Genomic DNA, 19,804 nt, shown 5'->3' with positions numbered 1-19,804 from the left:
GGGCGGCGGGGGGTTCAGGAGGCGTCCGGGTTGCGGCGCGCGATGACCCGGTACGCGTTGGAGAAGCGGGTGCGGCTGAGCAGCGGGGCCAGCACTTGGTCGGCGGCGTAGCACGCGACGAAGGCGGGGGCCGCCAGGTACATCAGCGCCTGGCGCAGCCTGCGCCGGACGCGGCCCGGGGCCTTGGTGCGCCACGGGTCGTCGGCGTCGGGCAGGCAGTGGCCGAGGAGCAGGGCGCAGGCGGCCGACAGGTCCAGCGGGAGGTGCGGTTCGCGGCGGTCGACGGCGACGACCGTGTAGCCGAGCGCCGTCAGCTCGGTGCGCAGGTTGGCCAGCGGGATGAGATGCAGGTGCTGCGGCTGGAAGTACGAGACCCACCACTTGCCGAGCAGCTTCGCGTAACGGCTCTCCGGGTCGGGGACCTCGATCATCAGGTGGCCGCCGGGGCGCAGGACGCGGTGGGCCGCCTTCAGTTCCTCGCGCGGATCGACGGAGTGCTCCAGGTGGTGGAACATGCTCATCGCGTCGTAGCGGCCGGCCAGTTCGGTGGCCAGGTCCGGCAGCGTGCCGCGGTGGGCCTCCTCGACGCGGCCCCGTCTGCGGCCCTCCTCGACGCCCGGGCCGATGTCGAGGCCGTCGAACGCCGTGTAGGGCAGCACCTCCTTGGCGACCGCGGGGAAGTGCGCCCGGCCGGTGCCGACGTCCAGCCAGCTCTCCGGCTCGATGAACGCGCTCAGGGCGCGGGCGGCCCGCAGATAGCGCTTGGTGGAGCTCTGCGGGCCGAAGATCTTCTCGGCCTGGTCGGCGCAGAGCCCGTCGTAGAAGTCGCGGTAGTAGAAGTCCAGGCCCTCGGGGGTGAGCCGCGGGTTCTGGAACGAGTGGGCGCAGGACCGGCACTGGTCGATGGTGAAGGTGCCCGGCTTGTGCTGGAGCAGGTCGGTAGTGCGCAGCCGGGTGCGCAGCCTCGTGGAGCCGCACCAGGGGCAGTCGCGGCGACGGGGCTCGTGGAAGCGCTCGGTGCCGCGGGCGAGTTCGGTGAGGTAGCCGGGGCGCCGATCGGCCACGGCCTGGTCCTTCGGGGACATTTCTTCGTCAACTCCTGGTACCGCGTGGGAGGTTCGGTGCTGGGCGCGGGCAGCACCGGGCACCGACAACTCCCCGCCGCGACCGCCGCGATCACCGTTGAACGACCATCCGAATGAGTACGACAATCCGATACAAACACGAATACAAGGGACCATCGGCGCCCTCGCCATGACGCTCCGGAGTCGGTGCACCGCATGGCGTAACGGAGCGTCAGAAAGCGGTCCGGGCGGGGCCGTAGTGACGGACGGGACGGCAGGGGCCGGCCGTCGTCGCGGCCGGTACTGTTCGACGAATGAGCTCGCTTAATCTCGACGACTTCACCGACCTGATCGAGCGCCCCGACGGCGGGACCCGCCGCGACGCCGAGGAGCGCAGGGCCCGGCTCGCCGTGCCGCCCGGCGCCCTCGGCCGCCTCGACGAACTGGGCGAGTGGCTCTCCGCCGCCCAGGGGTCCGTGCCCGTGCGGCCGGTCGCGCGGCCGCGCGTGATCCTTTTCGCCGGCGACCACGGTGTCGCCGAGCTCGGTGTGTCGAAGCGGGCCGCGGGCTCCGCGGCCGCGCTGGTCCGCGAGGCCGCCGAGGGCGCGAGCACCGGCGCGGTGCTCGCCCGCCGGCTCGGCGTCGGCGTCCGGGTCGTCGACATGGCGCTGGACTGCGAGCCGGACGAGGTGCCGGGGGATGTCGCGGGCCACCGGGTGCGGCGCGGCTCGGGGCGCATCGACATCGAGGACGCGCTGACACCGCAGGAGGCCGAGGCGGCGTTCCGCGCCGGTATGGCGATCGCCGACGAGGAGGCCGACTCGGGTACGGACCTGGTGGTGCTCGGCGACCTCAGCGTGGGCGGCACCACGGCGGCGGCCACCCTCATCGCGGCGCTGTGCGGTACGGACGCCTCCGTCGTCACCGGGCGCGGCGGCGACCCCATCGACGACCTGGCCTGGATGCGCAAGTGTGCGGCGGTGCGGGACGCGCTGCGCCGGGCCCGGCCGGTCCTGGGCGACCAGTTGCAGCTCCTCGCCACGGTGGGCGGCGCGGATCTCGCGGCCGCGACCGGGTTCCTGCTCCAGTCCGCGGTACGCCGTACGCCGGTGATCCTGGACGGCGTCGTGTCGGCGGCCTGCGCGCTGGTCGCACAGCGGGTCGCGTTCCGCGCGCCGGACTGGTGGCTGGCCGCGCACGTCAGCGGCGAACCCGCGCAGGCCAAGGCGCTGGACCGGATGGCCATGGAGCCGCTGCTCGACCAGGGCGTGCAGGTGGGTGGCGGCACGGGCGGGCTGCTCGCGCTGCCGATGGTGCAGGCCGCCGCGTCCCTGGCCGCGGAGCTTCCCGAGGCGGCACAGCCGAAGGACGACAGCAGTGACATTGACAGAGACGGCGACGGCGACGGCGACGAGGGCAGCGACAGCAAGAGCGGCGGCGTGACGGAGTAGAGACCGCCGCGCCGGGTCGGTGCCGCTCCGCACGGCGACGCCGACCCCCTATCGCCCCAAATCGCCCATATGCTCCCTGCCATGGGCGATACACGGACAAGCACACCGACCTCACGGCGCGCCGCGGGCTTTACCGTCTGGTATCTCCGGATCGTCACGTTCATCAACCTGCTGAGCGCCGTGTGGGTCTCGTTCGGCCAGGACCTGCGCCGCCACAACGCGGAGAACTACTTCACCCCGTACCTGCTCGCCGCGGGCTTCTCCTCCGCCGTCGTCACCTGGTTCCTGGCGATCACGATGCGCCGCCGCAAGCGCGCGGCCTGGATCCTCAACCTCGTCCTGAGCGGCCTGTTCCTGCTGCTGTTCGCCTTCGTGATGTGCTTCCCGGAGGTCCGGCAGTACGCGCAGAACTGGATCTCGCTCGTCCTGACCGCCGCGTTCGTCGCGGCCCTGCTCGTCGGCCGCCGGGAGTTCTACGCGAAGGGCGACCGCTCGAACCCGAAACGGGCGGCGGCGGTCGCGGTCGGCGGCCTCCTCGTCACCTCGCTCTTCGCGACGTTCCTGGTCACGGTCACCAACCACGCCCACGACGAGCACCGTTCGACCTTCCTGGACCGCTGGCGCTACGGCACCCTGCGCCTCATCTCGGTCGCCACGAACGACTCCCACTACCCCGGCATCACGACCCCGAACTGGGTCAACGTCGTCATCAACATCCTCTCGACGGCCCTGCTGATCGCCGTCGTCTACGTCGCGTTCCGCTCCCGCAGGGCCGTCGACTCCCTCTCCCCCGAGGACGAGTCGAAGCTGCGCGGCCTGCTCGACAAGGGGGGCGAGCGCGACTCGCTCGGCTACTTCGCGCTGCGCCGCGAGAAGAGCGCCGTGTGGTCCCCGACGGGCAAGGCCGCGGTGACGTACCGGGTGATCGGCGGGGTCTCGCTGGCCTCAGGCGACCCGATCGGCGATCCGGAGGCCTGGGGCGGCGCCATCGAACCCTGGCTCGCCGAGGCACGGGTGCACGGCTGGATCCCGGCCGTGATGGGCGCGAGCGAGGAAGCGGGCACGATCTACGCGCGGCACGGACTCGACGCCCTCGAACTCGGCGACGAGGCCATCGTGGAGACAGCCGACTTCACGATGGAGGGGCGGGCGATGCGTACGGTCCGGCAGGCCTACAACCGCGTCAAGCGCGCGGGGTACACGGTCCGCATCCGCCGCCACGAGGACATTCCCGAGGACGAGATGACGTACCTTCTCCAGCGCGCCGACGACTGGCGCGACGGAGCCACCGAGCGCGGCTTCTCGATGGCGCTCGGCCGGCTCGGCGACCCGGCCGACGGACAGTGCGTGATGCTCGAATGCAGCGCTGGGGAGGGCGAGTTGAGAGCAGTACTCTCGTTCGTCCCCTGGGGGCCGCGGGGTCTCTCCCTCGACCTGATGCGGCGTGACCGGGACTCCGAGAACGGGCTGATGGAGTTCATGGTCATCGAACTCCTGCAGCGCGCCCCTGAGATCGGGATCACACAGGTCTCGCTCAACTTCGCGATGTTCCGCTCCGTCTTCGAACGCGGCTCGCGACTCGGCGCGGGCCCGGTGCTGCGCCTGTGGCGCTCGCTGCTCAGCTTCTTCTCCCGGTGGTGGCAGATCGAATCGCTGTACCGGGCCAACGCCAAGTACCGGCCCATCTGGGAACCCCGCTTCCTGCTCTTCGAGAAGAGCGCCGATCTGCCGCGCATCGGCATCGCGTCGGCCCGCGCCGAGGGCTTCCTCGACGTACCGGGCCTGCCGAAATGGCTGCGCCGCAGACGTCTGAACCCCCGCTGATGAGCGGCGCCGTACGCGCCTGGGCGCGCGAGGAATGGGGGTCGCTGTACGGCGTCGTACGCGAGCGGCTGCGCGCGCGCAGCTGGCGGGCGATCCCGCTGACCCTGGCCGCCGTGTGCCTGACGGCGGTGTTCCAGTACGTGCAGAACCAGCCCTGGGGCTACCGGTTCGTGCAGGACATCGGCTCGGTGCGGGCCGAGGACCCGCTGTGGCTCGCGCTGCTGCGCACGCCCCTCTCCCTCTTCGTCCCCGCGCTCGACCTGCCCGTGTGGGGCGCGCTCGCGCAGATCCTGCTCGTGTTCGGCATCGCGGAACTCTGCCTGGGCCGCTGGCGCACCCTCGTCATCGCCTACGTGGTCACGCTCGCCGGGACGCTGTACGCGCGGCTCGGCATCGCCCTCGGCCCGGACGGCCCGCTGGGCCTGCCGGCGTCCGACGCGCGGGTCGTGGACACCGGCCCGTCGGCGGCGGTCGTCGGGCTCGCGGTGTACGTGTGCTGGCGCCACCGGGCGTGGTGCACGGGCGCGCTGGTCGTCGCGACGATGGTCGTCGAGTGCGTGGTCGAGCCGAACCTCGCGGGCAAGGAGCACCTGGCCGCGATCGGCGCGGCCCTTGCCCTGTGCGCCCTCACGGCGCTACGTCACCGGCGCGGCCCCGTGCGGTTCGGGGCCCCGCCGACGAGATCCTGAAAGCCGCGGGCGATCCGGTTCCAGCGGCGCGCGTGCCGGTACGCCCGCAGGCTCGCCCTGGCCCGGGCCCGGTGCCGCCGCTTGTAGAACCTGCGCGCCCAGTACGAGCTGGGGCGCGCGAGCCGGACGGCGCCGAACAGCGCCACGAACGGCACCAGCACGCCGATGACCGCGAGCCGCGGTTTCCCCTTGAGCAGCGCCACGAGCACGAACGAGAAGTTGGCGAGGAGCGTCGAGATGAGCGTGGCCCGGTCGTGCTGTTCCTGGGCCGTCATGTCGTTGACGCCGAGCGGTGAGAAACCGCCGATGACGAGCAGGCCGAGCGCCCCCGCGAGCACCACCACCTCGACGCTGCGCCGGCCCTGCTCGGTCCAGTACACGTCGTCCAGGTGCAGGATCAGCGCGAACTCGTCGAGCACCAGACCCGCGCCGACCCCGAAGACGACGGCGCAGACGCCGGCCGTGACACCGTGCCGGCCGCTGCCGACCGCCCCGAACCCGCCGACGACCGTGAGCACGATGCCTGGCACGACGTGGTGGATGTGCAGGCCGCCCGGGCTGATGTCGCGGAAGGGACCGCGGCCCGCGCGGATCAGCCGCGTGACGGTGCGCGTGATCAGGAACGTGGCCAGGAAGGACACCAGGGCGAGGAGCAGGGGCAGCTTGCCCGGCTCCGCGATGTTCCGGTGCCACCAGTCGCCCATGGGCCCATCCTGGGGTCGGCGCACGGGCCCCGCCCGTCGACGCGTCCACCCCGGGTAACCTCCCCCGGTGTCCGCAACAAGCTCCCGCGCCTCCCTGACCGACGGCATGCGTTTCGCCTTCGGCACCCTCACCGTCCTGCACGTGACCGTCACCCGGTGGGACCGGGACGCCGCCCGCGCCGGCATGCTGTGCGCCCCGCTCGCCGGCCTGGTCGTCGGGCTCGCCGCGGCCGCGCTCGGCGGGGCGCTCACCTTGCTCGGCGCGGGCGCGCTCCTCGCGGCGGTCGCCTCCGTCACCGTGCCGGCCGTACTCACCCGGGGCCTGCACCTCGACGGGCTGGCGGACGTGGCGGACGGCCTGGGCAGCGGCAAGCCCGCCGAGGACGCGCTGCGGATCATGAAGCAGTCGGACATCGGCCCGTTCGGGGTCGTCACCCTGGTGCTGGCACTGCTCACGCAGATCGCGGTACTGGCCCAGCTCTACGCGGAATCCTGGTGGCGGGGCGCGCTCGCGGCGACGGTGTGCGCGGTGACCGCACGTCTCGCGCTCACCCTCGCCTCCCGCGCGAACGTCCCGGCAGCCCGCCCGGAGGGTCTCGGCGCCGCGGTCGCCGGGACCGTACCGCGGCGGTCGGCGCTGATCGCGGGCGCGGTGGTCGTGGCGGTGGCGGCGGCGTTCTCACCGCAGGCCGCGCTCGCCGTCGTCCTGGGCTGCGGCGCGGCCGAATTGCTCCTGCGGCACTGCCGCGCACGGTTCGGCGGAGTGACGGGCGACGTGTTCGGAGCCCTGGCGGAAACGGCGGCGACAGCAACCCTGCTGACCCTGGCCATCCTCTGAGCGATCAAGCCCCTCCGGCGATCGAGGAGCGGGGTCCGGGGCAGAGCCCCGTGACAGCACCTCAACGGGGCTCACGCCACACCACCGGCGTAGGCTCAAGCCGGGCTCACCAAACCCCGCAACACGAAAGAGGGACCTCACCACAGTGACTGCTCTGACTCTCAGCACCGCCGCGGCCACCGGCCTGCGCGCCGACGCGATCGTCGTCGGTGTCGCCAAGGGCGAGAAGGGCCTCGTCGTCGCGCCCGGCGCGGAGGCCGTGGACAAGGCGTACGACGGCAAGCTCGCCTCCGTCCTGGAGGCGCTCGGCGCCACCGGCGGCGAGGGTGAGGCGACCAAGCTCCCCGCGCCCTCCGGCTCCAAGGCGCCGGTCGTGCTGGCGGTCGGTCTTGGTGCGCTGCCCGAGAAGGATGAGGTGTTCGACGGCGAGACGCTGCGCCGCGCCGCGGGTGTCGCCGCCCGCGCGCTCGCCGGTTCGAAGAAGGCCGCGTTCGCGCTGCCGATCGAGGACGCCGAGGACGCCGGTGTGATCGCGGAGGGCGCACTGCTGGGCGCGTACTCCTTCGACGCCTACAAGGAGTCCGCCAAGGACCCGAAGAACGGCAAGGCGCCCCTCGCCGAGATCGCCCTGCTCGGCGGCAAGCCGCGCGACAAGGCGTACAAGGCGGAGATCGAGCGTGCCTCCGCGCTGGCCGAGGAGCTCAACCGTGCCCGCGACCTGATCAACACCCCGCCGAACGACCTCAACCCCGAGGCCTTCGCCGCCGTCGCCCAGGCCGCGGCCAAGGAACACGGCATCAAGGTGCAGATCCTCGACGAGAAGGCGCTCACCAAGGGCGGCTTCGGCGGCATCCTCGGCGTCGGCGCCGGTTCCTCGTCGGCCCCGCGGCTGGTGAAGCTCTCGTACACGAGCTCCAAGGCAGACAAGAACACGAAGCACCTCGCCTTCGTCGGCAAGGGCATCACGTACGACTCGGGCGGCATCTCGCTGAAGCCCGCCGGTCACAACGAGACGATGAAGTGCGACATGGCCGGCGCCGCCGCCGTGTTCGCCGCCGTCGTGACCGCGGCCCGGCTGAAGCTCGACGTGAACGTCACCGGCTGGCTGGCGCTCGCCGAGAACATGCCGTCCGGCTCCGCCACCCGCCCCGGTGACGTGCTGCGCATGTACTCGGGCAAGACGGTCGAGGTGCTCAACACGGACGCCGAGGGCCGCCTGGTCCTGGCCGACGCCCTCGCGAAGGCCTCGGAGGAGAAGCCGGACGCGATCATCGACGTGGCGACGCTGACCGGCGCGATGGTCCTCGCGCTCGGCAACCGCACGTACGGGATCATGGCCAACGACGACGCTTTCCGTACGTCGGTCCACGAGATCGCGGAGGAGGTCGGCGAGCCGTCCTGGCCGATGCCGCTCCCCGCCGACCTGCGCAAGGGCATGGACTCGCCCACCGCCGACATCGCCAACATGGGCGAGCGGATGGGCGGCGGCCTGGTCGCCGGTCTGTTCCTCCAGGAGTTCGTCGGCGAGGGCATCACGTGGGCCCACCTCGACATCGCGGGCCCGGCCTTCAACGAGGGCGGCCCGTTCGGTTACACGCCCAAGGGCGGCACCGGTTCCGCGGTCCGTACGCTGGTCCGCCTCGCGGAGCGCACGGCCGCGGGCGACCTCGGCTGACCCGCGCACGACGGTGACGGACGGCCCCGGTGCACGGCACCCGGGGCCGTTCGCTTTCGACGGAATCCGCAGGATCTGTCGCATCTGCCACACCTGATTCCGGTGTAACCGCGGTCTCAGAGCCCGGCCCGACGTCCCGCATGCCTTCGACAAGTGCGAGGATGGGGGGCGGCAGGACAGGGCCCCCACCACAGGGCCGAATAACGAGCGGCCGAATACCAGCCGCCGCCCGGTCGCAGGAGACCGGCGTACGGCGCACATGCATGGAGGACGTGACGTGGCGAACGACGCCAGCACCGTTTTCGACCTAGTGATCCTCGGCGGTGGCAGCGGCGGTTACGCCGCGGCTCTGCGTGCCTCGCAGCTGGGACTCGACGTCGCCCTGATCGAGAAGGGCAAGGTCGGCGGCACCTGCCTGCACAACGGCTGCATCCCGACGAAGGCCCTGCTGCACGCGGGCGAGATCGCCGACCAGGCCCGCGAGAGCGAGCAGTTCGGCGTCAAGGCGACCTTCGAGGGCATCGACATCGAGGCCGTCCACAAGTACAAGGACGACGTCATCTCGGGCCTGTACAAGGGCCTGCAGGGGCTGATCGCCTCCCGCAAGGTGACGTACATCGAGGGTGAGGGCAAGCTCTCCTCCCCGACGTCCGTCGACGTGAACGGCCAGCGTGTCCAGGGCCGCCACGTCCTCCTCGCGACCGGCTCCGTGCCGAAGTCGCTGCCGGGCCTGGAGATCGACGGCAACCGCATCATCTCCTCGGACCACGCGCTGAAGCTGGACCGCGTCCCGCAGTCCGCGATCGTGCTGGGCGGCGGCGTCATCGGCGTCGAGTTCGCCTCCGCGTGGAAGTCCTTCGGCACGGAGATCACCATCGTCGAGGGCCTCAAGCACCTCGTGCCCGTCGAGGACGAGAACAGCTCCAAGCTTCTTGAGCGCGCGTTCCGCAAGCGCGGCATCAAGTTCAACCTCGGCACCTTCTTCGACAAGGCCGAGTACACGCAGGACGGCGTCCGCGTGACCCTCGCCGACGGCAAGACCTTCGAGGCCGAGGTGCTGCTGGTCGCCATCGGCCGCGGCCCGGTCTCCCAGGGCCTCGGCTACGAGGAGCAGGGCGTCGCGATGGACCGCGGCTACGTCCTGGTCGACGAGTACATGCAGACCAATGTGCCCACGATCTCGGCCGTCGGTGACCTCGTCCCGACGCTCCAGCTCGCGCACGTCGGCTTCGCCGAGGGCATCCTGGTGGCGGAGCGTCTGGCCGGTCTGAAGACCGTTCCGATCGACTACGACGGCGTGCCGAAGGTGACGTACTGCCACCCCGAGGTCGCCTCCGTGGGCATCACCGAGGCCAAGGCCAAGGAGATCTACGGTGCGGACAAGGTCGTCGCTCTGAAGTACAGCCTTGCGGGCAACGGCAAGAGCAAGATCCTGAAGACCTCGGGCGAGATCAAGCTCGTCCAGGTCAAGGATGGTGCCGTGGTCGGCGTCCACATGGTCGGCGACCGTATGGGCGAGCAGGTCGGCGAAGCCCAGTTGATCTACAACTGGGAAGCGCTGCCCGCCGAGGTCGCCCAGCTCATCCACGCCCACCCGACGCAGAACGAGGCCATGGGCGAGGCCCACCTCGCCCTTGCGGGCAAGCCGCTGCACTCGCACGACTGAGCAGCGTCCGCACCCGCGTCACCTGCGTCGCACATGGGCGCGACGACCGACCGACCACAGACTTCCGCAACTCGGCACCCGTAGTTGCGTATTCGTAAGGAGCAACAGAAACCATGTCGGTTTCCGTATCCCTTCCGGCGCTCGGTGAGAGCGTCACCGAGGGCACTGTCACCCGCTGGCTGAAGGCGGAGGGCGAGCGCGTCGAGGTCGACGAGCCGCTGCTCGAGGTCTCGACCGACAAGGTCGACACCGAGATCCCCTCGCCCGCCGCCGGTGTCCTGGCCTCCATCAAGGTCGCCGAGGACGAGACCGTCGAGGTCGGCGCAGAGCTGGCCGTCATCGACGACGGCTCCGGCGCCCCGGCCGCGCAGGAGGCGCCGCAGGAGCAGGCCGCTCCGGCCGCCGAGCCGGCCCAGCCGGCCGAGGCCGCGCCGTCCACCGAGGCCGAGGCTCCCGCCCCGGCCCCCACCGCCGACGCGGCCGCCGGTTCCGGCTCCGCCTCCGGCACCGACGTGACGCTGCCCGCCCTGGGCGAGTCCGTCACCGAGGGCACCGTCACCCGTTGGCTGAAGGAGGTCGGCGAGGAGGTCGCGGAGGACGAGCCCCTCCTCGAGGTCTCCACCGACAAGGTCGACACCGAGATCCCCTCCCCCGTCGCCGGTGTGCTCCTGGAGATCACTGTCGCCGAGGACGAGACCGCCGAGGTCGGCGCCAAGCTCGCCGTCATCGGTGCGCCCGGTGCCGCTCCGGCCGCCGCGCCCGCGCAGCCCGCCGCCCCCGCTCAGGAGGCCCCGGCGCCGCAGCAGGCCGCTCCGGCCAAGGAGGCTCCGGCCGCTCCGGCTCCGCAGGCCCCCTCGGCCCCGGCCCCGCAGCAGCAGACCGCCCCGGCGCCCGACCCGGTCCCCTCGGAGCCGGTCCCGGCGCCCGCGCCGGCCAAGGCCGAGGCTCCGAAGGCTCCGGCCGCTGCCGCCGCCCCGGCGGACGACGGTGCCTACGTGACCCCGCTGGTGCGCAAGCTCGCCGCCGAGAACAACGTGGACCTGTCCACGGTCAAGGGCTCCGGCGTCGGCGGCCGTATCCGCAAGCAGGACGTCACGGCCGCGGCCGAGGCAGCCAAGGCACAGCAGGCTCCGGCCGCTGCCGCCCCGGCCGCCGCGCCGAAGTCCCCGGCCCTGGAGGTCTCTCCCCTCCGTGGCCAGACGGTCAAGCTGCCGCGCATCCGCAAGGCCATCGCGGACAACATGACCAAGGCGCTGCACGAGCAGGCGCAGCTGTCCTCGGTCATCGAGGTCGACATCACGAAGCTGATGAAGCTCCGTGCCAAGGCCAAGGACGGCTTCGCCGCCCGCGAGGGCGTCAAGCTCTCCCCGATGCCGTTCTTCGTCAAGGCCGCCGTCCAGGCGCTGAAGGCCCACCCGGTCATCAACGCCCGCCTGAACTACGACGAGGGCACGATCACCTACTTCGACTCCGAGAACGTCGGCATCGCCGTCGACTCGGAGAAGGGCCTGATGACCCCGGTCATCAAGGGCGCGGGTGACCTGAACATCGCGGGCATCTCCAAGAAGACCGCGGAGCTGGCCGGCAAGGTCCGTACGAACAAGATCGCCCCGGACGACCTGTCGGGCGCCACCTTCACGATCTCCAACACGGGATCGCGCGGCGCGCTCTTCGACACGGTCATCGTCCCGCCGAACCAGGTCGCCATCCTGGGCATCGGTGCCACGGTGAAGCGGCCTGTCGTCATCTCCGACCCGGAGCTCGGCGACACCATCGCCGTACGCGACATGACGTACGTGACGCTCTCCTACGACCACCGTCTGGTGGACGGCGCCGACGCGGCCCGCTACCTGACGACGGTCAAGCAGATCCTCGAGGCCGGCGAGTTCACCGCCGAGCTGGGTCTGTAAGCAGTACGACCAAGCGGTACGACATGAGGCCCCCGCCCGGAGTTCACCTCCGGGCGGGGGCCTCTGTCCGGAGGGCCGCGGCCACCCGGACAGCATGCTTGCGCATCCACGCGGGCACCTCTCTGTAACAGGCATCACCCGCGGCGGGAGGAGCCCTGCCCCTTCTGTCCTGGGCCGCAGCCGTATTGTCTAAGGGTCCCGCCGACCCCCGGGTCCGCACCTGCCGAGGAGCCCCCATGACCACGCCCGTCGTCCACTCGCTGCGCGAGCAGATCCGCGAGCACATCGTGGAGGGGATCGTCAGCGGTCGCTGGAAGCCGGGTGAGCGGATCGTGGAGCGGCGGATCGCCACCGAGCTTGAGGTCAGCCAGACGCCCGTGCGGGAGGCGCTGCGCGAGCTGGAGTCGCTGCGGCTGATCGAGTCGGCGCCCAACAAGGGCGTGCGGGTGCGCAACCTCTCGGCGGCGGACCTGGAGGAGAGCTACCCGGTCAGGGCCGGGCTGGAGGCCATCGCCGCGGAGCTGGCCGCCGTACGGCTCGCCGGGGACTGCTCGGCTCTGGAGCCGCACGTCGCGGCGCTGTACCGGGCCGACAGAGACGCCGACGGGACCGCGCAGGTGCGCCACACCGTCGGTTTCCACCGGGAGCTGGTGCGGGCGGCCGACAACTCCGTGCTGCTGCACACCTGGGAGGGGCTCGGCATCGAGGTCTTCACCGCGCTGTCGATCCGCTGGCTGGGGACCGTGCAGCAGTCGTACGCGGAGGAGCACGAGGAGCTGGTCGCGGCGTTCCGGCGGCGGGATCCCTCGATCGCGGAGCTGGTCAAGGCGCATGTCCTGGGGTGCGCGCCACGTCCTGGCGAGCGTGAGCTGCGTCTCACCGCGGACGGCCTTTGAGGGCACTGGGTGCCCCGGGGCGCCCGGTTACCGGTCAATTGACGGGCACCCTGTGCCTACTTTCTTGATCTGAAGAGGTTTTGCACTTCAACCCTTTGATCGATCATCGATCACGGAGTTATTGTCGCTGTCGGGTCCCCACCGGGACCCTCGCCCTGTCCTGCCAAAGACCAAGGGCACTTACCCCACCCCCTTCGACTCAGGAAGGCGTGCGGCGACTATGACCGACCCCATGCGCATCCAGCCGAGCGAGCTCGACCAGCTCCCGGACCGCGACCCCGAGGAGACCGCCGAATGGCAGGCCTCCCTGGACGCCGTTACCAAGGCGGCCGGGCCGCACCGCGCCGCGCAGCTGATGCGCCGCACGCTGGAGCGCGGCGAGGCCGGCGGCCTGCCGCTGCCCAAGCTCCTGTCGACCGAGTACATCAACTCGATCCCCACCTCCGCCGAGCCGGACTTCCCCGGTGACATGGAGATGGAAGCCAAGATCACCGCGTACAACCGGTGGAACGCGGCGGCGATGGTGACGCGCGGCAGCAAACACGGCGTCGGCGGCCACATCGCCACCTTCGCCTCGGCCGCCTGGCTGTACGAGACCGGCTTCAACCACTTCTTCCGCGGGAAGGAGGGCGACGGCTCCGGCGACCAGCTGTACATCCAGGGCCACGCCTCCCCCGGCATCTACGCCCGCGCCTTCCTCGACGGCCGCCTCTCCGAGGCCCAGCTGGACAACTTCCGCCGCGAGGCCGGGGGGAACGGCCTGCCGTCGTACCCGCACCCGCGCCGTCTGCCGTGGCTGTGGGAGTTCCCGACCGTATCGATGGGCCTCGGCCCGCTGTCGGCCATCTACCAGGCGCGGTTCAACCGCTACCTGGCCGCGCGGAACATCAAGGACACCTCGAACTCCCACGTCTGGGCCTTCCTCGGCGACGGCGAGATGGACGAGCCCGAGTCGACCTCGGCGCTCACCCTCGCGGCCCGTGAGGGTCTCGACAACCTGACGTTCGTCATCAACTGCAACCTGCAGCGCCTGGACGGCCCGGTCCGCCCGAACTTCCGCGTCGTGCAGGAGCTCGAGGCGCAGTTCCGCGGCTCCGGCTGGAACGTCATCAAGTCGATGTGGGGCAACGCGTGGGACGAGCTGTTCCAGCTCGACACCACCGGCGCGCTCCAGGAGCGGCTCCGTGAGGTCCCGGACGCCCAGTTCCAGACGTACCAGACGCGCGATGTCGCCTACATCCGCGAGAACTTCTTCGGTACGAGCCCGGCGCTCGTCGAGCTCGCGAAGGTCCTGTCCGACGACAAGATCTCCGAGTGCTTCCACGTCTCGCGCGGCGGACACGAGCCCCGCAAGGTGTACGCGGCGTACAGGGCGGCCGTCGAGCACAAGGGCGCGCCGACGGTCATCCTGACGCAGACGGTGAAGGGCTTCACGCTCGGCAAGGGCTTCGAGTCCAAGAACGCCAACCACCAGATGAAGAAGCTGACGATCGACGAGTTCAAGGACATGCGTGACCTCCTTGACCTGCCGATCCCGGACAGCCGCTTCGAGGACGGTGTCGTTCCGTACGCGCGTCCCGCCGAGGGCTCTCCCGAGCTGCGCTATCTCGCCGAGCGCCGTGCCGCCCTCGGCGGCCCGGCCCCGGCCCGCCGTACGCAGCCGCTGGCGCCGCTGCCCGCGCCCGCCGACAAGGCCTTCGCCTCGTTCGACAAGGGCTCCGGCACCCAGTCCATGGCCTCGACGATGGCGCTCGTACGGCTCCTGAAGGACCTCGTACGGGACAAGACGTCCGGCAAGCGCTGGGTGCCGATCATCCCCGACGAGGCGCGCACCTTCGGCATGGAGTCGCTGTTCCCGTCGCTCGGCCTGTACTCGCCCAAGGGGCAGACGTACGACCCGGTCGACCGTGACCAGCTCATGTACTACAAGGAGTCCGAGTCGGGCCAGATCCTCAACGAGGGGATCAACGAGGCGGGTTCGCTCGCCGACTTCATCGCCGCGGCCACGTCGTACTCGACGCACGGCGAGCAGATGATCCCGCTGTACATCTTCTACTCGATGTTCGGCTGGCAGCGCACCGGCGACCAATTCTGGCAGCTCGCCGACCAGATGGGCCGCGGCTTCGTCGTCGGCGCCACCGCCGGTCGTACGACGCTGACGGGTGAGGGTCTGCAGCACGCGGACGGCCACTCGCCGATGATCGCGGCGACGAACCCGGCCGCCCTGTCGTACGACCCGGCCTTCGCCTACGAGATCGCCACGATCATGAAGGAGGGCCTGCGCCGTATGTACGGCGAGGCCAAGCCGGGCGAGGACCAGGACGTCTTCTACTACCTGACCGTCTACAACGAGCCGATGCCGCAGCCGGCGAAGCCGACCGTGGCCGGTCTGGACGAGGCGATCATCAAGGGCCTCTACCGGTTCAACACGGCGGAGTCCGCAGGTGTGGACGTGGCGGCCGCGAACGCCCCGCGCCTCAACCTCATCGGTTCCGGTACGGCCATCCACTGGACGCTCCAGGCGCAGAAGCTGCTCGCCGAGGAGTGGGGCGTGGCCGCCGACGTGTGGTCCGCGACGTCCTGGACGGAGCTGCGCCGCGACGCGCTGGAGGCGGACGCCGCCATCCTGCGCGGCGAGGAGCGGGTGCCGTTCGTCCGTCAGGCGCTCGAAGGCGCGCAGGGCCCGGTCCTGGCCGTGTCCGACTACATGCGCCAGGTCCCGGACCAGATCGCGCAGTGGGTCGAGCAGGACTGGTCCTCGCTCGGCGCGGACGGCTTCGGTCTCTCCGACACCCGTGAGGACGCCCGCCGTCACTTCGGCGTCGACGCGCAGTCGATCGTCGTCGCGGCGCTCGCCCAGCTCGCCCGCCGCGGTGAGGTCAAGGCGACGGCCGTGAAGGAGGCGCGCGAGCGCTACGGCCTGTAGTCGTCCTGTGTGCGTGCCCCGTCCCGATTGCCGGGGCGGGGCACGCGTGCGTGAATGGACGGGTCCGCCGAGGGGGGCGCTCCCGGGAGGCATTCGCGTGCAGATCTCCAAGACCCCCTCCGCGCCCTGCTGGGCCGATCTGTCCACCACGGACACGGACGCGGCCCGGCTCTTCTACGAGGCGCTGTTCGGCTGGCGCTCGCGGCCGGTGGCGGAGCCGGGCTCCGACGGGTACAGCATGTTCGCGCTGGACGCCGAGGACGGGCACCTGGTCGCCGGGGTCGGCCCGGTGGCGGACCCGCGGCAGCCCGCGGCCTGGCTGCCGTACTTCCAGTCCAGCGGGACCGACGCGGTCACCGCGCGCGTGAGCGGCAACGGCGGCCGGGTCGTCGCCGGTCCGATGCCCGTCCTGGAGCAGGGCAGGCTGACGGTCTGCCAGGACCCGGCGGGCGCCGCGTTCGGCCTGTGGGAGCCGCGCGCGCACGCGGGCTTCGAGGCGGTGAACGTGCCGAGCAGCTTCTGCTGGTTCGAGCTGCTCACCCGCGACGGAGCGCGCGCGGTGGACTTCTACCAGTCGGTGCTCGGCTGGGGCACACGGCAGCGGCCCTTCGGGAACGACGGGCGGGCCGTATACACCGAGTGGACGGTCGCCGACGAGGCGTTCGGCGGCATGGTCGACATGTCGGCCGGGGAGTTCCCGCCCGAGGTGCCCTCGCACTGGAACCTGTACGTCGCCGTGGACGCCCCGGACGCCACCGCCGCACGCTGCCAGGAGCTGGGCGGGCGGGTCCTTGTCGAGCCGACGACGATTCCCACCGGCCGCTTCGCGATCCTCGCGGACCCGCAGGGCGCGGCGTTCTCGGTCATGCACTTCACGGAGCCCGCAGGCGGGTTCTGAGGGCGCTGTCAGTGGGACGGTCCATGATGGCGGCATGCGTGCTGCCCGCCTGATCAAGATGGTGCTGCTCCTCCAGTCCCGGCCGTCGATGACCGCGGCCGAGCTGGCGCGCGAGCTGGAGGTGTCCGAGCGGACGGTGACGCGGGACGCGCAGGCGCTGTCGGAGGCGGGTGTGCCGGTCTACGCGGACCGGGGGCGGGCCGGCGGGTACCGGCTGATCGGCGGCTACCGGACCCGGCTGACGGGGCTCGCCCGAGGCGAGGCGGAGGCGCTGTTCCTCTCCGGGGTGCCGGGGGCGCTGCGCGAGATGGGACTGGACGACGCGGCGTCGGCGGCGCGCCTGAAGGTGTCGGCGGCGCTGCTGCCGTCCCTGCGGGACGCGTCCCGGACGGCGGCGCAGCGGTTCCATCTGGACGCGCCGGGCTGGTTCAGGGAGCCGCGGACGCCCGAGCTGCTGCCCGCGATCGCGGAGGCGGTGTGGGACGACCGGGTGCTCCGGGTCGAGTACCGGCGCCGGGATCGCCAAGAGGACCCGGTGGAACGGGAGTTGGAGCCGTACGGGCTCGTGCTCAAGGCGGGCGTCTGGTATCTGGCGGCGGCCGTGCGCGGCGGGGACGGGACCCGGGTGTACCGCGTCGACCGGTTCACGTCCGTGGCGTCGGCGGGGGACGACCGGTTCGTCCGGGACGAGGAGTTCGATCTGCCCGCGTTCTGGGAGGAGCGGGCGGCGCAGTTCGCGCGGGCGATCCTGCGGGCCGAGGTGGTCGTACGGCTGACGGCCGACGGCGTACGACAGCTGCCGTACGCCACCGATCCCGCGTCCGCGCGGGAGGCCATGGAGTCGGCGGGGGCCGCGGACACCGACGGGCGGGTGACGGTGACGCTGCCGGTCGAGTCGGAGGAGGTCGCGTACACGCAGCTCATGGCGCTCGGGCCGGAGGCGGAGGTGGTGGCTCCGGAGGCGCTGCGCGAGCGGTTCGCGCTGGCGGCGGGGCGGATGCGGGCCTGGTACGGATGAGTGCGCTCGCGGGGCGCGTGCCCTTCGCGGGGTGCCCTGGGCATGTGCGCGCGTAACGAAGTGAAGCAGCTGGGGCGCTCGGCGTGCGCCCCCTGGGTCCAGGGCCGATGCTTGTCCCGTGATGGACGAGACCGAGTTCTGGGAGATCGTGGACAGCACCCGCGAGGCCGCCGAGGGCGACCCCGAGGACCACGCCGAGCTGCTCGTCGACAGACTGCTGCGCGCCGACCCCGACTCGGTGCTCGACTTCGCCCGGCACTTCGAGGTCCGCTACAACCGGGCCTACCGGTGGGATCTGTGGGGTGCCGCGTGGGTGCTCCTCGGCGGGGCGAGCGATGACGCGTTCGACTTCTTCCGGTGCTGGCTGATCGGCCAGGGCCGGGAGGTCTTCGAGGGCGCGCTGCACGATCCGGACTCGCTGGCGGAGTCGCTCCGTGACTTCGACGAGGAGGTCGACGGGGACGGTGAGGAGCTCGGGTACGCGGCGGACGAGGCGTACGAGGAGCTGACCGGTGCGGTCGCCACCGACCTGGGCATCCCTCCGGCCCCGACGGAGCCGGAGGGGACGCCGGTGGATTTCGAGGACGCGGAGGCCCTGGCCGGGCTTTATCCGCGATTGACGGAACGGTTCGGCTAGCGCGGGGCGCTGGGCGCGGGGCCGGTAGGTGTGTATCTCGCGTGCGGCCCGGTGGGGGCTGGTCGCGCAGTTCCCCGCGCCCCTGAAAGCTGCGGCTTCGCCGCGCTTTTTCCCTGGACCCCCACCAGGCCCGCGGATCACGCTGCGCGGATCGCCTGTTCGACGCTCGGGAACGCGAACTCGAAGCCTGATTCCAGGAGGCGGGTGGGGACCGCCCGGGTCGAGCCCAGCACGTCCCCCGCCATCTCCCCCAGCGCCAGCTTGAGCGCGGGCGCCGGGGCGGTGAAGAGGGTCGGGCGGTGCAGGACCCGGCCCATCGCGGCGGTGACCTCGCGGTTCGTCGCCGGGTGCGGCGCCGTCAGGTTGACCGGGCCGGTAAGGCTCTCGGTGTCCAGGATGTGGCGCAGCGCCGCGACGTGGTCGTGCAGCGCGATGTACGACCAGTACTGGCGGCCGTCGCCCATGCGCCCGCCGAGCCCCGCCTTGAAGAGCGGGAACAGCTTCGCCCAGGCCCCGCCGTCCCGGGAGACGACCAGTCCGGTGCGGGCCAGGACCGTGCGGACGCCTGCCTGGTGCGCGGGGGCCGTGGCCGCTTCCCACTCCACGCACAGGGACGGCAGGAAGCCGTCGCCCGCCGGGGCCGACTCGTCGACCGCGCGGCTGCCCGTGTCGCCGTAGTAGCCGACCGCGCTGCCGTTGAGGAGGACGCGTGGCCGGGTGTCGAGGGCGGCGGCCGCCTCGGCGAGGACGGTGGTGCCCAGGACGCGGCTGTCGTGGATCTCCCGCTTGTAGGCGTCGGTCCACCGGTGGTCGCCGACCCCGGCCCCGGCGAGGTTGACGATCGCCTCGCAGCCTTGGAGCCGGTCCGTGTCGACGGCACTCTTCTTCGGGTCCCAGCGGACCTCGTCCGCCGCGCGTGGAGCCCGGCGCACCAGCCGGAGCACGTCGTGCCCGTCGGCGGTCAGGGAACGGACGAGGGCCGAGCCGATGAGTCCGGAGGCGCCCGCTACCGCGATACGTGTCATGGCTCCATCCTGCCGGTCGTACAGTGACCCGCATGTCGCTGTCGCAGCCCCTCATACGTTTCGCCGTCCCGGACGACGACGAGGCCCTGAGCCGCCTGGACCGGGACACCTGGTCCTACCTGCACGCGGTCAAGCCGCGGGAGCAGCCGCCCTACCGGCCGTTCTTCACCGACCGGTTCGGCCCGCGCGACCATCTCGTCGCCGAGCTCGACGGCCGCGTCGTGGGCTACATCCGGCTCGGCTACCCCACCGCGCTGCCCGCGACCGCGCACGTCCGGCAGATACAGGGCCTCGCCGTCGCCGACTCCGCGCGCGGGCACGGCCTCGGCCGGACCCTGGTGCGGGCCGCGGTCGACCGGGCCAGAGAGCAGGGCGCCCGGCGGATCACGCTGCGCGTCCTCGGGCACAACACCCCGGCCCGCAAGCTGTACGAGGCCGAGGGCTTCGTCGTCGAGGGCGTGCTGCCCGGGGAGTTCCTGCTGGACGGGGCGTACGTGGACGACGTGCTGATGGGGCAGGCGCTCGGGCCCGGGGTGTGGCGGAATGCGGCGGCCCGCGACTCGTAGCAGGGTTGAGCCGTACG

Annotated in this window: 16 protein-coding genes; 13 read left to right on the top strand and 3 right to left on the bottom strand. The window is 71.8% G+C overall.

The window, feature by feature from the left end; genetic code table 11:
* Positions 1–14 precede the first annotated feature (14 nt).
* Positions 15–1,085: a class I SAM-dependent methyltransferase gene (locus ACIREE_RS15530; RefSeq protein WP_404151316.1), complete on the bottom strand. Its 1,071-nt coding sequence runs from the start codon at positions 1,083–1,085 to the stop codon at positions 15–17.
* A 293-nt stretch (positions 1,086–1,378) separates the two neighbouring features.
* Here ACIREE_RS15530 and cobT point away from each other — a divergent pair, with 293 nt between their 5' ends.
* The 3 genes from cobT to ACIREE_RS15515 all read left to right on the top strand — a co-directional run bounded on the left by cobT (position 1,379) and on the right by ACIREE_RS15515 (position 5,028).
* The gene (gene cobT, locus ACIREE_RS15525; protein WP_404151314.1) at positions 1,379–2,515 is read left to right on the top strand and encodes a nicotinate-nucleotide--dimethylbenzimidazole phosphoribosyltransferase; all 1,137 of its coding nucleotides are present in this window, start codon (positions 1,379–1,381) and stop codon (positions 2,513–2,515) included.
* 81 nt (positions 2,516–2,596) lie between these two features.
* Entirely contained in the window at positions 2,597–4,339 is a 1,743-nt protein-coding gene (locus ACIREE_RS15520) for a phosphatidylglycerol lysyltransferase domain-containing protein (protein WP_404151312.1), read from the top strand.
* On the top strand, positions 4,339–5,028 hold the full coding sequence (locus ACIREE_RS15515; RefSeq protein ID WP_404151310.1) for a hypothetical protein: 690 nt from the start codon (positions 4,339–4,341) through the stop codon (positions 5,026–5,028). Before ACIREE_RS15520 ends, ACIREE_RS15515 begins: the two co-directional genes overlap by 1 nt.
* Here ACIREE_RS15515 and ACIREE_RS15510 read toward each other — a convergent pair.
* On the bottom strand, positions 4,980–5,732 hold the full coding sequence (locus ACIREE_RS15510) for a hypothetical protein (protein WP_404151308.1): 753 nt from the start codon (positions 5,730–5,732) through the stop codon (positions 4,980–4,982). The genes ACIREE_RS15515 and ACIREE_RS15510 overlap by 49 nt on opposite strands.
* A gap of 67 nt (positions 5,733–5,799) precedes the next feature.
* On the opposite strand from ACIREE_RS15510, the gene cobS reads away from it, so the two are divergent.
* The 9 genes from cobS to ACIREE_RS15465 all read left to right on the top strand — a co-directional run bounded on the left by cobS (position 5,800) and on the right by ACIREE_RS15465 (position 18,196).
* Positions 5,800–6,570 (top strand): adenosylcobinamide-GDP ribazoletransferase, encoded by a 771-nt coding sequence (gene cobS / locus ACIREE_RS15505; RefSeq protein WP_404151306.1) that lies wholly within the window; start codon positions 5,800–5,802, stop codon positions 6,568–6,570.
* 145 nt (positions 6,571–6,715) lie between these two features.
* Entirely contained in the window at positions 6,716–8,245 is a 1,530-nt protein-coding gene (locus tag ACIREE_RS15500) for a leucyl aminopeptidase (protein ID WP_404151304.1), read from the top strand.
* A gap of 277 nt (positions 8,246–8,522) precedes the next feature.
* Entirely contained in the window at positions 8,523–9,911 is a 1,389-nt protein-coding gene (lpdA, locus tag ACIREE_RS15495) for a dihydrolipoyl dehydrogenase (protein ID WP_404151302.1), read from the top strand.
* 113 nt (positions 9,912–10,024) lie between these two features.
* Entirely contained in the window at positions 10,025–11,821 is a 1,797-nt protein-coding gene (gene sucB, locus ACIREE_RS15490) for a 2-oxoglutarate dehydrogenase, E2 component, dihydrolipoamide succinyltransferase (RefSeq protein WP_404151300.1), read from the top strand.
* A 236-nt stretch (positions 11,822–12,057) separates the two neighbouring features.
* Positions 12,058–12,717 (top strand): GntR family transcriptional regulator, encoded by a 660-nt coding sequence (locus ACIREE_RS15485; protein WP_404151298.1) that lies wholly within the window; start codon positions 12,058–12,060, stop codon positions 12,715–12,717.
* A gap of 220 nt (positions 12,718–12,937) precedes the next feature.
* Positions 12,938–15,643: a pyruvate dehydrogenase (acetyl-transferring), homodimeric type gene (gene aceE / locus ACIREE_RS15480; protein WP_404151296.1), complete on the top strand. Its 2,706-nt coding sequence runs from the start codon at positions 12,938–12,940 to the stop codon at positions 15,641–15,643.
* Between the two features lie 97 nt (positions 15,644–15,740).
* A complete protein-coding gene (locus tag ACIREE_RS15475; protein WP_404151294.1) occupies positions 15,741–16,541 on the top strand; it encodes a VOC family protein in 801 nt (266 codons plus the stop codon).
* 34 nt (positions 16,542–16,575) lie between these two features.
* On the top strand, positions 16,576–17,559 hold the full coding sequence (locus tag ACIREE_RS15470) for a helix-turn-helix transcriptional regulator (RefSeq protein WP_404151292.1): 984 nt from the start codon (positions 16,576–16,578) through the stop codon (positions 17,557–17,559).
* A 121-nt stretch (positions 17,560–17,680) separates the two neighbouring features.
* Entirely contained in the window at positions 17,681–18,196 is a 516-nt protein-coding gene (locus ACIREE_RS15465; protein ID WP_404152287.1) for a DUF4240 domain-containing protein, read from the top strand.
* Between the two features lie 137 nt (positions 18,197–18,333).
* Here the strand turns inward: ACIREE_RS15465 and ACIREE_RS15460 are convergent, their stop codons facing one another.
* Entirely contained in the window at positions 18,334–19,221 is an 888-nt protein-coding gene (locus tag ACIREE_RS15460; protein ID WP_404151290.1) for a TIGR01777 family oxidoreductase, read from the bottom strand.
* 32 nt (positions 19,222–19,253) lie between these two features.
* Here ACIREE_RS15460 and ACIREE_RS15455 point away from each other — a divergent pair, with 32 nt between their 5' ends.
* Complete coding sequence (locus tag ACIREE_RS15455; protein WP_404151288.1) at positions 19,254–19,787, top strand: GNAT family N-acetyltransferase; 534 nt, start codon at positions 19,254–19,256, stop codon at positions 19,785–19,787.
* Positions 19,788–19,804: the final 17 nt, after the last annotated feature.

Origin of the sequence: Streptomyces sp. NPDC102467 (assembly GCF_044765445.1) — a bacterium.
GTDB lineage: Bacteria > Actinomycetota > Actinomycetes > Streptomycetales > Streptomycetaceae > Streptomyces.
Note: the sequence above shows the minus strand (reverse complement) of the source record. Positions and strands in the feature narration are given on the sequence as shown.

What these genes read in the sequence shown, in the direction of transcription:
- ACIREE_RS15530 (WP_404151316.1), bottom strand. Translation starts at nt 1,085, where the DNA reads ATGTCCCCGAAGGACCAGGCCGTGGCCGATCGGCGCCCCGGCTACCTC.
- cobT (WP_404151314.1), top strand. Translation starts at nt 1,379, where the DNA reads ATGAGCTCGCTTAATCTCGACGACTTCACCGACCTGATCGAGCGCCCC.
- ACIREE_RS15520 (WP_404151312.1), top strand. Translation starts at nt 2,597, where the DNA reads ATGGGCGATACACGGACAAGCACACCGACCTCACGGCGCGCCGCGGGC.
- ACIREE_RS15515 (WP_404151310.1), top strand. Translation starts at nt 4,339, where the DNA reads ATGAGCGGCGCCGTACGCGCCTGGGCGCGCGAGGAATGGGGGTCGCTG.
- ACIREE_RS15510 (WP_404151308.1), bottom strand. Translation starts at nt 5,732, where the DNA reads ATGGGCGACTGGTGGCACCGGAACATCGCGGAGCCGGGCAAGCTGCCC.
- sucB (WP_404151300.1), top strand. Translation starts at nt 10,025, where the DNA reads ATGTCGGTTTCCGTATCCCTTCCGGCGCTCGGTGAGAGCGTCACCGAG.
- ACIREE_RS15485 (WP_404151298.1), top strand. Translation starts at nt 12,058, where the DNA reads ATGACCACGCCCGTCGTCCACTCGCTGCGCGAGCAGATCCGCGAGCAC.
- aceE (WP_404151296.1), top strand. Translation starts at nt 12,938, where the DNA reads ATGACCGACCCCATGCGCATCCAGCCGAGCGAGCTCGACCAGCTCCCG.
- ACIREE_RS15470 (WP_404151292.1), top strand. Translation starts at nt 16,576, where the DNA reads ATGCGTGCTGCCCGCCTGATCAAGATGGTGCTGCTCCTCCAGTCCCGG.
- ACIREE_RS15465 (WP_404152287.1), top strand. Translation starts at nt 17,681, where the DNA reads ATGGACGAGACCGAGTTCTGGGAGATCGTGGACAGCACCCGCGAGGCC.
- ACIREE_RS15460 (WP_404151290.1), bottom strand. Translation starts at nt 19,221, where the DNA reads ATGACACGTATCGCGGTAGCGGGCGCCTCCGGACTCATCGGCTCGGCC.
- ACIREE_RS15455 (WP_404151288.1), top strand. Translation starts at nt 19,254, where the DNA reads ATGTCGCTGTCGCAGCCCCTCATACGTTTCGCCGTCCCGGACGACGAC.